Source organism: Streptomyces sp. MNU89 (assembly GCF_020982505.1).
Lineage (GTDB): Bacteria > Actinomycetota > Actinomycetes > Streptomycetales > Streptomycetaceae > Streptomyces > Streptomyces xinghaiensis.
Map to the genome: position 1 here is coordinate 3879124 of NZ_JAJKLL010000001.1, position 13071 is coordinate 3892194.

Consider the following 13071-nt stretch of genomic DNA (forward strand, 5'->3'; position numbering starts at 1 on the left):
CCCGGCGGAGCTCCGTGCTTTGATCCTTGGCAGCCGCCGGAGTCGCGCGAGTATTTCCGGAAATGGATGCCGTGCGTCCGCGGCCGAGGCCCGCCATCTGTGCCGAGCGGGGCCGCCCCCCCACTGTGGAAACCCATACGAAGGGAAATATCATCATGAACTCCGCTCACCGGATCGAGACCGCTGACCTCTCCGACGCCGAACTCGACAACGTCTCCGGCGGTCTGAGCCCGGACGTCAGCGTCGCCGCCGGCCCCGCGTCGATCAGCGGCTCGGACGTCCTCGCCCAGGTCGGCGCGGTCAAGGGCCAGGCCCTGGGCACCGTCGGCCAGTACGGCCACGCCAGCGTCAGCGTCTCCCTCTGACCCATGCCCTGATCACCGGCGCACCCCGCCCGCCCGAGGGCGGCGGGGTGGAGCCGGGCACAGGCCGTACGCCACGGCGAAGCTCCTGGCAGACGCGTTCTCGCACCGAGAACACCCGTGTCTGCCAGGAGCTTTGTGCTGCTGTGGCCGGGGGCGGGTGTGCGCCCGCCCGTCCGGCGTGTGGGGAAGCGCGGGGCCGGGAGGCCGGATGGGGCGGGGATTCCCGCCCGGCCGTCACGTCATGCGGGGCCTTTCAGCCAGCGGACGAGCCGGTCCCGCAGGCCGCTCCGCGACCGGTGCGCCGGTGCTCCCGTGTGCCGGGACGAACCCGGGTCCGGGAGGGCGGCCGTTTCCGGCGCCCGCTCGCGCGCGCGTCCGCCCTGCGCCGGCGCGCAGGTGCAGCGCCGCGGCGCCGGCACGCCCGCGAGTACTTGCTCGACATGCCTGCCACAGCCCGTATGGGTCACCTTCTGGCAGGTCGGACAGATGGCGCGTTGGCACATAACTCCCCATGAGGTGTTCTCGTTGAAAATGCGAATGGTTGCTTTTCCGTCGGGCCCGCGTATCGGCGCGTGCGCGGGCGGGGTGTTCGTCATGCATGGTGCTGCTCTATGGCGTTCACCGTCCCGCTGTCCGATCCAATACCCCCGGGCGTTTCTGAACGATACCCCCAGGCGTTTACGTCGAGAATACCCCTAGGGGTTTGTTTTCCCTGCTCGGGCGGGAATCCGGACGGTGCCGTATCATCGCCACTTGCTTGCGATGCGGAAAGAATGATTGGGTCGCGCATGAACGTGGTGACGGAAAGTCGCACACACCGCTGTGCCCGAATTCCCGGATGGCTCGAAATCGCCTAACGGGCGCGGCAGGAATCAAGAACCGAGGACGGCAACCATCCCCCGAGGGGGCGGTACGCCCGGATCCCGAAGGGAGCGACGTGGGCTGCACACACGCCGTGGGGTGCCCTCTCTTCCCGCTGCTGAAGGCGGGCATGCAGAGCTGGCGCGACCACTACTGCGACAGTGACCATCAGTGGCGCTCCTGCGCGCGCTACCAGACTTCGCTCACCGGCGAGCGCGTGCCCATCAGTCTGCTGCCCAACGGACGCCACGCGCACCACCTGCGGCGCGCGGCCGACAGCGCTTCGTGCGGCGAGGCGATACCGGAGCAGGCGCCCCGGCAGGCTCAGCACGCACCTCCGCCTCCGCCCCGGCAGACACAGCCGCCCCAGCCGGTACAGCGTGATCCGTGGGCACCGGAAACGGATCCCTGGTTCCGGCCGCCGGTACAGGAACAACCGCGGCCCCATGAGCCCTACGCGCCGTACGGCCGGGGACCCGCGGCACCGGAGACCACGGCCCGGTTCGAACCGGCACCCCTGTGGGAACCGGCCCGGCCCGGCCAGGTGCCCGTCAGACGAGCTCCCGCGACACCCGACCACCGCGCCCGGCGCACCCGTCAGGCACCCGGCACGAAGCGGGGCCGGTGGGCGCGGTTGATGGAATGGATGAGAGGTCCCGCATGAGTCCTTACTGGCCCTGGTGGGCGGGCGCCGCCGGGCTCGCCCTGGTCACCATCGTCCACACCCTCACCACCGACCGGTCCCTCGGGGTGTCGTCGGCGTGGGACCGCGTCCTGCACTGGCGCAGCGAACGCGAACTCGAGCGCCTGGACGAAGAGTTCACCGACGAACAGGCTTTCGCCGACGCGCTCGCCGCGGCCACCGCGGAGCACTTCGGGCCGGGCGCCGGTGCGCCGGCCGGGCCGCAGCACCCCCCGGGGCAGTACTCCCACGCGCAGTACTCCCAGGCGCAGTACTCCCAGGCGCAGTTCGCCGAGGAGCACTACCCCTCGGCGCAGTTCCCCCAGGAGCAGTACCCCCCGGTGCAGTACACCCCGGACGACACGCCGACCCCGGCCGCCGAGCCCGGGCCGGCGACGGCCGCCGGCACCCCGGTCGCGGCCCCGCGGCCGGCCCCGGTGGCCACCCAGGCCGCCCTGCTGGTCTCGATCCTCCTCGGCGGATGGATCGCCGCGTACACCTCCGGGCGGTTCGAACTCCGCTTCGACATGGGCGCCGGTTTCGAGAGCCTGGTCACGGCCGATCCGCTCATCATGACCGCCGTGCTGTTCGCGGGGGGCATCCTGGTCGGCTTCGGCACCCGGCTGGCGGGCGGGTGCAGCTCCGGCCACGGACTCAGCGGCTGCGGCCGGCTGCGCCCGGTCAGCCTCGTGGCGACCGCCGTGTTCTTCGGCACCGCCGTCGCGGTGTCGTTCCTCCTGTGGAAGGTGATCTGATGCGTACCCGGGGCGGCGTGCTGCTGGCCAACATCATCGCCGGACTGGGTCTCGGCTACACCGTCACCAACATCGGCTTCGGCGACTACGCCGAACTGAACCGCATGTTCACCTTCCAGGACCTGCGGATGTTCCTCGCCTTCGCCGGCGCCGTCGGCATCATCGTGTGCGTGTTCGCCCTGCTGCGGGTCCGCCGCACCCCGGGCCGCATCCATGCCGGAGTGATCCCGGGTGCGATGCTCTTCGGCACGGGCTGGGCGATCTCGGGCGGATGTCCGGCCATCCCGATCATCCAGGTCTCCAGCGGCTATCTGCCCGCCCTGGTCACGCTCGCCGGCGTCGTCGTCGGCATGCGGCTGTGCCGCTGGGCCAACGGCCGCTACTTCCAGCTCGACAGCGGCTCCTGCGGCCTGTGAGGAGACCCCCCGTCGGCCGGGCCCTCCGGACCCGGCCGGCTCAAGGGCCGCACTCGGGAGAGGCGTTTCCACTCCTCCGGTGATCTCTCCGCCGGCTTTCCGCCACCCCGAACGCGCGTAAGGCCGGCGCGGGCAGACGCGGTGCCGGCAGTCCGCACCACCGACCGGCTCGCCGGCCGGACGGCCCGGGGGTTCATGACAGGCGGCCCGGCGGGTGACGTCGAAGGTGGCGGCAGGGGCACGAACATCGTGTCCCCGTCCTGGGCTTCCGCCCGCGCCGATACGTACCGGGTGCCCTCCTCCGATGCCGGCCGCGTCCCGCTCCGTGATCTTCAGCGTGTAGGTGCGGCGAGCGGTCCCGCCGGAGGTGTTCCGGCACTCGGCGTTCTCCACGAAGCGGAGCTCCGCCTCGGTCGGGTCGAGCCTCGAACCCGCGGGGCCGGACGAGGACCCGGCCGGGGTACGGCGCCGTCCTCGTGCCGCAGGACGGTCGGCGCGTTGAACCGCGGGCAGGGACTCTGCACCTCAGGTAAGAGACCGGAATCCGCCTTCAGCCGGAGCCGGGCCGCTCACCTGCGGCCATAGCCTTGCTCCGACATGAAGCGAACCGACGACCGGCTGCTCCCGGTCCTGCTGATCTGCGCCCAGGCCGTGGTGTGGCCCGGGGCGGCGCTGGTGCGCGGGGCCGTCCCGCCCGCGTCCGCCCTTCTCGTGGCGGCCCTGGTCGCCGGCGTGGTGACGGCCGCGCTCGCGCTCCGCCGTGCCCGCCCGGTGACCACCCTCGTCGTGGTCGCCGCGGCCTGTGCGCTGGGCGCGGGGCCGCTGCCCACCGGGGCGATGGCGGTCCTCGGCACCGCGGGCGTCGCGCTCGCCCTGTTCACCCTCGCGACCGAACGCGACGCCTTCACCGCCGTGTTGAGCGTGGTGGCGCTCGCCGCCTGGCAGCTGCTGTACAACCTCAGCCTGCACGGGCTCAGCGACCGCGACGGACTCGACCTCGTGCTGACCTCGGTGCTGTACGCCGCGGCGTGCGGCGCCGGCCTCCTCGTACGGCGGGCCCGCCGCGCGCGGGAGGCGGCCGAGCGACTGCTGCACCGGGCGGAGTCCGAGCGCCACCGGCTCCCGGCGGTCGAGCGGCGCCGTATGGAGCGGGAGCTGCACGACGTCAGCGCCCACCATCTGACGGCCGTGGTGGTCACGGCGGGGGCGGCCCTCGGGCTGCGCGACCGCCGCCCCGAACTGGCCGCCGAAGCGCTGGAGTTCGCGGCCGAGACCGGCCGCGAGGTCACCCGCGCGCTCGGCGCGGTACGGGCGCCGGCGCCCTCCCGCGAGGACGCCCCGTCACCGGAGGAGGGACTGCTGGACCTGGTCGCCGGGTTCCGGCGCCTGGACCAGCGGGTGGACTGCGAGATCGACCCCCTGCCGGACGGCACCGTCGCGGACGCGGCGTACGGCATCGTGCGGGAGGCGCTGACCAACGTGGCACGGCACGCCCCCGGCGCGGACACGAGGGTGCGCGTCCGGTACAGCGACACCCGCACGGACGTCCAGGTCACGAGCGCGGCACCACCGCCCGGCGCGGTGGCGCACGGTGCGGGGCTCGGCGGCGGCCGCGGCCAGGCCTTCCTGCGGTCGCGGGCCCGCGAGGCGGGCGGCACCCTCACCACCGGCCCGACGGCGGCGGGCGGCTGGGACGTGCACGCGGTCCTGCCCGGCCGGACCGCGGCCCCGGTGGAGCGGTCCCTACCGCGGAGCTATCGCCTGGCGCAGCTGACGGCCGCCGCCGGCCTGGTCGTGCAGCCGCTGCTCCCCCTGCTGGTCATCCGGGCGGAGGAGATGCCGAGCGGTGGGCGGGTGTCCGCGGGCGTGCTCTTCGCGCTGCTGGTCGCGGCGCAGGCGGTCGCGCTGCTGTGGCTGCGCCGTGCGCCCCGCGCGGCCCTGGGGATCCTGTTCGGTCTGGCCCTGCTCTGGCCGGTGGCGATGGCCACGGGCGGCTACACCGGTCCGGTGGTGCTGCCCCCCGCGCTCAGCCTGCTGGCCACCTGCGCGGCGCTCGCGGCGGACGCCGCCGGTACGGCGGCCGGCCCGTCCCCCGCCGGAAACCGGCCGCGCCTGCTCCTCCCGGCCCTCCCGGCCCTCCCGGTCGCGGCCGTGGCAGCGCACGCCGCGGCCGCGACAGCGGCCGTCCTGGACCGGGGCACGACGGTCCCCGTCTGGGCGGTCGTCGCGGGGACGACGGCCGCGGCGTCCCTGGCGGTCGGCGCGGCCCGCCGGGCCGGTGCCCTGCGCGGGCGGCGCGACCGGGCCGCCCGGGGCACGCGGGAGGAACGCCTCGCCGCCTGGACCGAGGAGGCCGTACGGGACGCGTGGGCCGAACGCCGCAGGATCGCCGCCGGGCTGGAGACCACCGTCCTCTCCCGCACCGCCGACATGGTCGCGGAGGCGGAGGCGGGCCGGCTCGACGTGACCGCCGAACGCGCCCGCGAGGCCCTGGCCGCGATGCGCGCCCTGCTCGACGCGGTACGGGAGGGCGAGACGGGGCCCGACCTGCGGCCGCAGCCCACCCTCCAGGCACTCGACCTGCTCGCCCACCAGCTCCGCGCCACCGGCCGCGACGTCGAGATACGGCTGACCGGCCGCGTACCGGAACGACTGCCCACCGCCGTCGACCTGGCCGCCTACCACGCCGCCGAGACGGTGCTCGCGGCCGTCGGCGAGGAACCGGCGGTGCTCGAACTCGACGCGGACGAGGATAGGTTGACGCTCACGGCCACCGGAGTGCCCCGCGCCGCCGACCCGGGCGTACGGGAGCGGCTGACCACGCGGGTCACGGCACTCGGCGGCACCCTGACCACCGGCCCGCGGGGCACCGTCCGCCTCCGGCTGCCCCTCGCGGCTGCGCCGGGCGACGAGAAGAGGGAACGATGAGCCTCAAGGTGCTGGTCGTCGACGACCAGGGCATCGTCCGGGCGGGGTTCGCCGCCGTGATCGACGCCGAGGAGGACATGACGGTCGTCGGCGAGGCCGCCGACGGCGCGCACGCGGTACGGCTCGCCGAAGAACTGGCACCCGACGTCGTCGTCATGGACGTCCGCATGCCCGAACTGGACGGCATCGCCGCCACCCGCATCATCACCGGCCGGCCGGACGCGCCCCGTGTCCTCGTCCTGACCACCTTCGACCTCGACGCGTACGTCTTCGACGCCCTGCGCGCCGGCGCCTCGGGCTTCCTCCTCAAGGACGTCCACCCCTCCGAACTGCTGGACGGGATCCGGGTGGTGGCGTCCGGCGAGAGCGTGCTCGCCCCGTCCGCGACCCGCCGCCTGATCAGCCACTACGCGTCCGGACCGCGCACCGTGCTCCCGGTCGGGAGCTCCCCCGAGCTGGACAGCCTGACCGGCAGCCAGCGGGGCGTCCTCACCCTGGTCGCGTCCGGCCTCACCAACGCGGAGATCGCCGAGCACCTCGGCATCACCGTGGGCACCGTGAAATCCCATGTGAACGCGGTGCTCCGCAAACTCGGGCTGCGCGACCGCGTCCAGGCGACGATCCTCGCCTACGACCTCGGCCTCGCCCGCCCGAACCCACCGGGCACCCACCTCTGAGCACCGCGACGCGCCACGCCTCAACGCACCGCCACGCACCGCACCGCACCCCAACGCACCGCACAGCACCGCACAGCACCGCAACCAAGGAGCCCATCCCCGTGACCGGTACCGCTTCCGGCAGATCCGTCCTCCACCGCCTGCGCGGCGCCTTCGGCGTCGTCGGCCTCGCCTACCTCGCGCTCTGTATAGGCCTGCTCGTGTGGGCGATCGTGGTGTCCGCGACCGACGACTCGGGTGAGTCCATGGCGGGTGTCATCCCGATCTTCGCCGCCGCCCCGGGCAGCCTCGTGCTGCTGGTCCTGCCGGAGAGCGCCGTGATGCTCGTCGCGGCGATCCTCTTCGGGGCCCTGGTCAACGCCGCGATCATCGGCTGGTGCACCCGCGTCCTGCGCCGCGGCGGCCGCCCGGACCCGGCACCCTGAGCACGCGGTCCCGTCGCCCCGGGACCGTGCCGGGGATCCCGGCGCCCCGGTGTTCCGCGGCCTCGGGCGGGCCCGGAGCGGCGGTCCGCACAACCGGCGGCGCTACCGCTGCGGGCGCGGTCCGACGAGTTCCCGGTACAGAGCCTCGACCTGCGGCGAACCCTGCTCCTCGGCCTGCTTCAGGCGGTCGACCCACTCCTCCTTGATCTCGTTCAGGAACGTGAGCCAGCTCCCGCTGTCGTGCCCGGTGCCCATGTCCTGCAGGTCCACCATGCGTTGGTTCTGCCGGAGGCCGCCTTCGCCGATCTTGTCGCCTTTGTGGCCGTGGAGGACGCTCTCGGGGTTGGCCGTGGCCTCGCTGGAGCGGAAGCCGTGTTGGTAGCCGACCGGGCTGGGGGCACCCGGGCCGATGGTCTCGATGCCGACCATCAGGGCACCGTCCTTGTTCCTGGTCGGCTTGTGGAAGACCAGCAGCATGTGACCGTGCGACCCGTCCGGCAGGATCACGTCGCCGTTCCAGTCCATGGCACCGAGGCCGCCGCCGGAGATGTCGTGCCCCAGCAGAGCCGGACGGTCCGGGCCCAGGCCGGAGACCGGCGGCGCGAGCGCGTTCGTCAGGGTGGCGGGGAGCTCGCCCTTCTCCTCGAACTTCCCTCGCTTGTCCCCGGTGTTCGGATCGATGGAGACGCGGTGGGTCGCGAACCCCCGGGGCTTCACGTGTTCTCCGAGCTCGCTTTCCCCGGGCCGCCCCTGCCCCGGCCGGGTGACGCCCAGGAAGTCCGTCAACGCGGTGGGCGACTCGCCCTCGCCCAGGGCCGGGATGCGGATGGTGACCCGGCCGCCGTGCGCCAGCGCGCGGATGACGTCCTTCCCGTGGTCGGCCACGTGGGCCTTGCGTCCCGCGTCGTAGAGCTGCAGCCCGTGCCGCAGCACGAGGAGGACGTTGGTGAGCAGCTCGCGGGCGCTCTTGTCCTTGTCCTGATGCGCCTCGGTGAGCTCGTGTGCCTGGGGTCTGTCCGACGGCCATTGTCGGTGGCCTCGCCTAGTCTCCGGCCATGAGCATGATCGGCGAGTACCTGCGTGTCACAGCTGCTGAGCTTGACCGGGCGATCCGAGACCCGGACTGGGCGCTGGGGTTCGTCGAAGAGGTTCAGGACGCCGAGGAGGAGTCGGAGCCCGCGCCGGCCGAAGCGCGTCACTTCAGCACGTACAAGACCTGGGACATGCTCCGCTTCCTCTTGGCGCGCGCCGAGTTCCCCGTGAACGTGATCCACGGTGAGGAGCCGTTCGCCGAAGAAGAGGATTGGGGCTACGGGTCTCCGAGGTACTTGCGGCCTGAGCGGGTCCGGCTCGCGGCGGAAGCTCTGCGGGCTGCTAGCTATGCCCAGCTCATCAGCGGTGTGGACCTTGCCGAACTGACCAGCGCCGAGGTGTATCCGCTCGGATGGAGTGAGTCCGGCTCGCTGGAGTGGGGGCGTCCTTGGTACGACGGCCTCACACAGTTCTTCGAGGTTGCTGCCAGGGTGGGCGACGCGATGCTCGTCTGGCTGGACTGACGGGCCAGTCAGTGGCGAGACATCAGCTTGGGAATCACCGGGCACTTAGGCAGCAGAACGGCGCCTGACCTGCTGAAACGATCCCATCCAGTGGCCGTGACACCACTCGTTGCCGACCGTGGTTGACCGCGGTTCGCTCCCCGATCGGGCACGCATCGGACACGCGGGGCACCTTCGGTCCGCAACCTTCTCGTCGGGCGCGGCCATGCCGCAGGGCGCGGCGCGGCAGGAGGGAGGCACGGACGGTCGCGGACCGACGACGGCTTGCTCTATGCAATCGGAGGTATATATCGTTGATTGCATGACGGAGCGGTGGGAGATTGAAATCGAGCCCGAGGTACGGGATTGGCTGGATCTGCTTCCGTTCCGCCTCTACCGACGAGTGGAGGACAAGACGGAACGTCTCTTGGACGAGCCGACGACGCTTGGTGAGCCGTATTCGCGTCACCTGGGCGGCAAACTGCGTGAGCTGCGCTTCGAGCTGGACGGTGACGCCGTGCGCATCCCGTACTGGCTCGCCCCCGGGCAGCGCATCGTTCTGCTGACCGTGTTCCGCAAGACGAAGATGCGTGAGGCGGCGGAAGTCGAGCGTGCGCATCAGGCCCAGAAGGTCTGCGAGGCCGAGCACGGCCGGGCCGAGCACACCTACGATCGGCGCAAGGAGAGCTGATGAACCACAGCACATGGAGGACGCGCCGGACCCGGCAGCTTGCGGGTGAGGTCGTGGAGTACGACCAGGAGTACGTCGACGCGCGGCTGGCCGGCGATCTCGGACAGGCGGTCTACGACCGCCGGATCGAGCTCGGACTGTCCCAGGTCGAACTGGCCGAGCGGGCGGGGATGACGCAGCCGCAGGTATCCCGGATGGAGGGCGGCGACACCGTGCCCACTCTCCCGCTGCTGCGACGCCTGGCCAAGGCGCTTGACGGCACCCTGAACCTGGCCATCGACGAGGGTGACTCCTCCGTCACCTTCACTCCGCATGCCGCCTGAAACGAGCCCAGTCCGGCGCGCCGAGGACGGCGTCGACCGAAGTCGTCGCGCGCCGTAGACGGTCCGGGCTTGAGGCTCCGCCGCCGAGCTGGATCGGATGGTACGTGATAGCGCGTCGCGGGAGCGGTCCGGCGACGGCCCTTCTGGCACGGATCTGGCACGAGACGCTGAGAACGGCTGAGAGGTGCGGACAACAAACAAGGCCCGGGTCTGTGACCTGGGCCTTCGTCGTGGAGCGGGTGACGGGAATCGAACCCGCGCTCTGAGCTTGGGAAGCTCATGTTCTACCATTAAACTACACCCGCGAGGAGGGGCCGTTGGAGGCGCCTCACCGTCGCATACTGTACCCCATCGTGACCCCCGGCGTAGGAGCCGCGGGGTCTTTTGCGTTGTTTGGAGGGGGTGCGTCCGGTGTGCGGGGCCGGTCGGGGATTCGGTGCGGCGGGGAGCGCGGGAGGCGTCGGGGAGCGGTTACGGGCTGGGGAGTTGGGGCATACGGTGGGGCGGAGAGCCGCCTCGGGTGGCGTCGGGTCCATCCCCTAATGTGGCCTTCGTCCGTCCACGCTTCATGGGGATTGGGGAAAAGGACTCGATGCAGCACACCGTCGTCCGCTGTGCCGAAGGGCACGTTTTCAGCACCGCTTCGTTCCCGATGCAGAACCTCGGCAGGGGCCGGCTCGGGCCCGGCCGGCTGCTGCGGTGCCCGCGATGCGCCCGGCTGCGTCACTCGGTGCCGGTGGGGCAGGGGAAGCGTTAGCGGGAGCGGTCTCCGGCTCGGGCTTCGGCTCCGGTGCCCGGTCCGGGCTCGGCGTCCGGGCTCGGCGCCGGGGCCTCCCGGCCGCCGGTGAGCGGTCGTTGAGCGGATTGCGGCCCGCGGGCGGGAGGAGAGAGCGGGGTGTGGGCCCGGGGCGATTGGGCCGGGCCCGCGTCGGCCGCGTAACCTTCGGTCCGTGCTTCTCTCCGACAAGGACATCCGGACCGAGATCGACGCCGGCCGGGTGCGGATCGATCCCTACGATCCCGCCATGATCCAGCCGTCGAGCATCGACGTGCGGCTGGACCGCTACTTCCGGGTGTTCGAGAACCACCGGTACCCCCACATCGACCCCGCCGTCGAACAGCCCGATCTGACGCGGCTGGTCGAGCCCGAGGGCGACGAGGCGTTCATCCTGCACCCCGGCGAGTTCGTGCTCGCCTCGACCTATGAGGTCATCACGCTGCCGGACGATCTCGCCTCCCGGCTGGAGGGCAAGTCCAGCCTCGGCCGGCTCGGGCTGCTGACCCACTCCACCGCCGGATTCATCGACCCCGGCTTCTCCGGCCATGTGACGCTCGAACTCTCCAACATGGCCACGCTGCCCATCAAGCTCTGGCCCGGGATGAAGATCGGGCAGCTCTGCATGTTCAAGCTCGCCTCACCGGCGGAGCACCCCTACGGCTCCGCCGCATACGGCTCCCGTTACCAGGGGCAGCGCGGGCCGACTCCTTCGCGCTCGTATCTCAATTTCCACCGGACCCAGGTCTGAGACCTCCGCCGCCTTGATGCGGTGACAGCGCGCCTCTCGGCGGGTTGTGCGCAATATCGCTCTTGCGCGGGCTTCCCTTGCTTTTCGCCTCGGCCATGAGGCCCTTCGTGGGTGCTTTTTCGGTGTGACAGAGATCTTCGGCCGGGCATATATGGTCGTGTGGTTATGTGATGAATTTCGATCACTATGGCCATTATTGTCGTAATTCACTCATATGCACCGTGTTGTGACGTTCTTCAGTGGCTGATCTGGCGTTTGATTCGGGGGATCGAAGAACAGAGCGTTGAACCCTGATGCCGTCGTTATGGGGAAAGGCAAAACGGTTCGGCGTGCCGGCCAAGAGCCGTGAAAATCCCTCATATTTCCGCGCAGGAGTAGGGCTCTCCATGACACTGAACATCTCTTGTGTGCCTCGTTGGCGCACGCTTTCCACCTGGATCGCGGCAGCCCTCGCCGTGGCAGTCGCCACCTTCGCGGTGGCCATGATGCCGACGCGAGCGCACGCCATCGCAACGGCCGTCCCGCTCGGCACCGCCGACTCCTTCGCGGTGCTGGCGGGCCAGTCGGTCACCAACACCGGTCCGACCGTGGTGGTCGGCGACCTCGGAGTGAGCCCGGGAACGGCGATCACCGGATTTCCTCCCGGCCTGGTGATCGGCAGCGTGCATTCCGCCGATGCCGTGGCACTGCAGGCCAAGACCGACTTGACCACCGCGTACATCAACGCCGCCAGCCAGGCTCCGGATGCCAGCATCTCGGGTGACCTGGGCGGCCTGACGCTGACTCCGGGCGTCTACAACGCCTCTTCCTCCATCGGGCTCACCGGCACACTCACGCTGGATGCCCAGGGTGACCCCAACGCGGTATGGGTGTTCCAGGTCGGATCGACGCTGACAACGGCGTCCGCCAGCCGCGTGCTCCTGGTCAACGGTGCCTCGCCGTGCAACGTCTTCTGGCAGGTCGGGAGTTCCGCCACGCTCGGCACCGACTCGACCTTCGTCGGCACGATCCTGGCCCAGGCGTCGATCACCGTCACTTCGGGGACGAACATCAACGGCCGGGCACTGGCGCGGACCGGCTCCGTGACGATGGACAACAACAGGATCACGCGGCCGTCGTGCGCGGGCACCACCACCGGCGGGACCACCGGCGGGACCACTGGGGGAACCACCGGGGCGACCACTGGCGGGACCACCACCGGTGGAACCATCGGCGGCGCTCCGGGCGGTGTGCTCGGTGGTGCCACCACCGGTACCACTACGGGCGGAACGACCACGGGTCTCATCGGCGGCCTCATCGGCGGCCTCTTCACCGGGGGCACCACGGGCGCCACCACAGGCACCACGACGGGTGTCACCGCGGGCAGCACAGCGGGCGGGTTCCCGGGCGGCACCATCGCCGGGACGACGGGCGGCGTCGACGGCGGTCAGACCATCGGTGGTGGGGACGGCGGCAAAGACCACGGCAAGCATGGCAAGCACGGTAAGCACCACGGTGATCACGGTGGCAAGCAGTGTGAACACCCCGGCAAGCACGGCAAGCACGGCGGCGAGCACCAGGCCAAGCACGGTGAGCACCACGGCAAGCACGCCAAGCACGACGGCGAGCATCACGCCCAGAAGGGCGAGCACAGCAAGCATCACGGTGAGCACAAGGCCGGGGACGCCACCCACCACGGCAAGCACCACGGTCAGCACTGCGGCCACCAAGGGCACGAGAAGCACAAGGACCGGCAAGGTCATGAGGCCCATCAGGGCCACACCGGCAACCACGCGTGATGATCACGAGGGGCGTGCCTGATCCCGGCTCGGGCCGGGAGAGCGGGAAGGCGTAAGCGGCATCCCGCACCACCCCCTCTGCCGGCCCCCTGAGCAGTTGCCCTCCCTC

At 71.3% G+C, this 13071-nt stretch carries 11 protein-coding genes, 1 tRNA gene and 2 pseudogenes; 11 read left to right on the plus strand and 3 right to left on the minus strand.

Translation table 11 applies throughout. From position 1 onward, the window contains the following. Positions 1–155 precede the first annotated feature (155 nt). From E4N63_RS16705 to E4N63_RS16715, 3 genes are all read left to right on the plus strand, one after another. Positions 156–365: a hypothetical protein gene (locus E4N63_RS16705; protein WP_230241056.1), complete on the plus strand. Its 210-nt coding sequence runs from the start codon at positions 156–158 to the stop codon at positions 363–365. Between the two features lie 1521 nt (positions 366–1886). After that, on the plus strand, positions 1887–2663 hold the full coding sequence (locus E4N63_RS16710; protein WP_125623501.1) for a YeeE/YedE family protein: 777 nt from the start codon (positions 1887–1889) through the stop codon (positions 2661–2663). Continuing rightward, on the plus strand, positions 2663–3079 hold the full coding sequence (locus E4N63_RS16715) for a YeeE/YedE thiosulfate transporter family protein (protein WP_043463676.1): 417 nt from the start codon (positions 2663–2665) through the stop codon (positions 3077–3079). The genes E4N63_RS16710 and E4N63_RS16715 overlap by 1 nt, the downstream gene beginning before the upstream one ends. Before the next feature lie 312 nt (positions 3080–3391). Here the strand turns inward: E4N63_RS16715 and E4N63_RS31515 are convergent. Beyond that, a pseudogene (locus E4N63_RS31515) lies at positions 3392–3592 on the minus strand (DUF5707 domain-containing protein); the annotation flags it as partial. A gap of 84 nt (positions 3593–3676) precedes the next feature. On the opposite strand from E4N63_RS31515, the gene E4N63_RS16720 reads away from it, so the two are divergent. The 3 genes from E4N63_RS16720 to E4N63_RS16730 all read left to right on the plus strand — a co-directional run bounded on the left by E4N63_RS16720 (position 3677) and on the right by E4N63_RS16730 (position 7109). Next, positions 3677–6007 (plus strand): histidine kinase, encoded by a 2331-nt coding sequence (locus tag E4N63_RS16720; protein WP_230241057.1) that lies wholly within the window; start codon positions 3677–3679, stop codon positions 6005–6007. Then, positions 6004–6684, plus strand: coding sequence for a response regulator transcription factor (locus tag E4N63_RS16725; RefSeq protein WP_125623503.1), 681 nt, complete (start codon positions 6004–6006; stop codon positions 6682–6684). The genes E4N63_RS16720 and E4N63_RS16725 overlap by 4 nt, the downstream gene beginning before the upstream one ends. Before the next feature lie 101 nt (positions 6685–6785). Further along, complete coding sequence (locus E4N63_RS16730) at positions 6786–7109, plus strand: SCO4225 family membrane protein (RefSeq protein WP_230241058.1); 324 nt, start codon at positions 6786–6788, stop codon at positions 7107–7109. 102 nt (positions 7110–7211) lie between these two features. On the opposite strand, the pseudogene E4N63_RS16735 reads toward E4N63_RS16730, so the two are convergent. Then, positions 7212–8069: pseudogene (locus E4N63_RS16735) on the minus strand (PE-PGRS family protein); the annotation flags it as partial. Positions 8070–8164: 95 nt separating this feature from the next. On the opposite strand from E4N63_RS16735, the gene E4N63_RS16740 reads away from it, so the two are divergent. From E4N63_RS16740 to E4N63_RS16750, 3 genes are all read left to right on the plus strand, one after another. Continuing rightward, positions 8165–8665: a YfbM family protein gene (locus E4N63_RS16740; protein WP_230241060.1), complete on the plus strand. Its 501-nt coding sequence runs from the start codon at positions 8165–8167 to the stop codon at positions 8663–8665. A 301-nt stretch (positions 8666–8966) separates the two neighbouring features. Continuing rightward, positions 8967–9335 carry a type II toxin-antitoxin system RelE/ParE family toxin gene (locus tag E4N63_RS16745; protein ID WP_230241061.1) on the plus strand — a complete coding sequence of 123 codons (369 nt, stop codon included), beginning with the start codon at positions 8967–8969 and terminating at the stop codon, positions 9333–9335. Then, positions 9335–9658: a helix-turn-helix domain-containing protein gene (locus E4N63_RS16750; RefSeq protein WP_230241062.1), complete on the plus strand. Its 324-nt coding sequence runs from the start codon at positions 9335–9337 to the stop codon at positions 9656–9658. The genes E4N63_RS16745 and E4N63_RS16750 overlap by 1 nt, the downstream gene beginning before the upstream one ends. Before the next feature lie 231 nt (positions 9659–9889). On the opposite strand, the gene E4N63_RS16755 is transcribed toward E4N63_RS16750, so the two are convergent. Beyond that, a tRNA-Gly gene (locus E4N63_RS16755) sits at positions 9890–9963 on the minus strand. A gap of 645 nt (positions 9964–10608) precedes the next feature. On the opposite strand from E4N63_RS16755, the gene dcd reads away from it, so the two are divergent. Next, the gene (gene dcd, locus E4N63_RS16760) at positions 10609–11184 is read left to right on the plus strand and encodes a dCTP deaminase (protein WP_125623515.1); all 576 of its coding nucleotides are present in this window, start codon (positions 10609–10611) and stop codon (positions 11182–11184) included. A 386-nt stretch (positions 11185–11570) separates the two neighbouring features. Further along, positions 11571–12962 carry an ice-binding family protein gene (locus E4N63_RS16765; RefSeq protein ID WP_230241063.1) on the plus strand — a complete coding sequence of 464 codons (1392 nt, stop codon included), beginning with the start codon at positions 11571–11573 and terminating at the stop codon, positions 12960–12962. Positions 12963–13071: the final 109 nt, after the last annotated feature.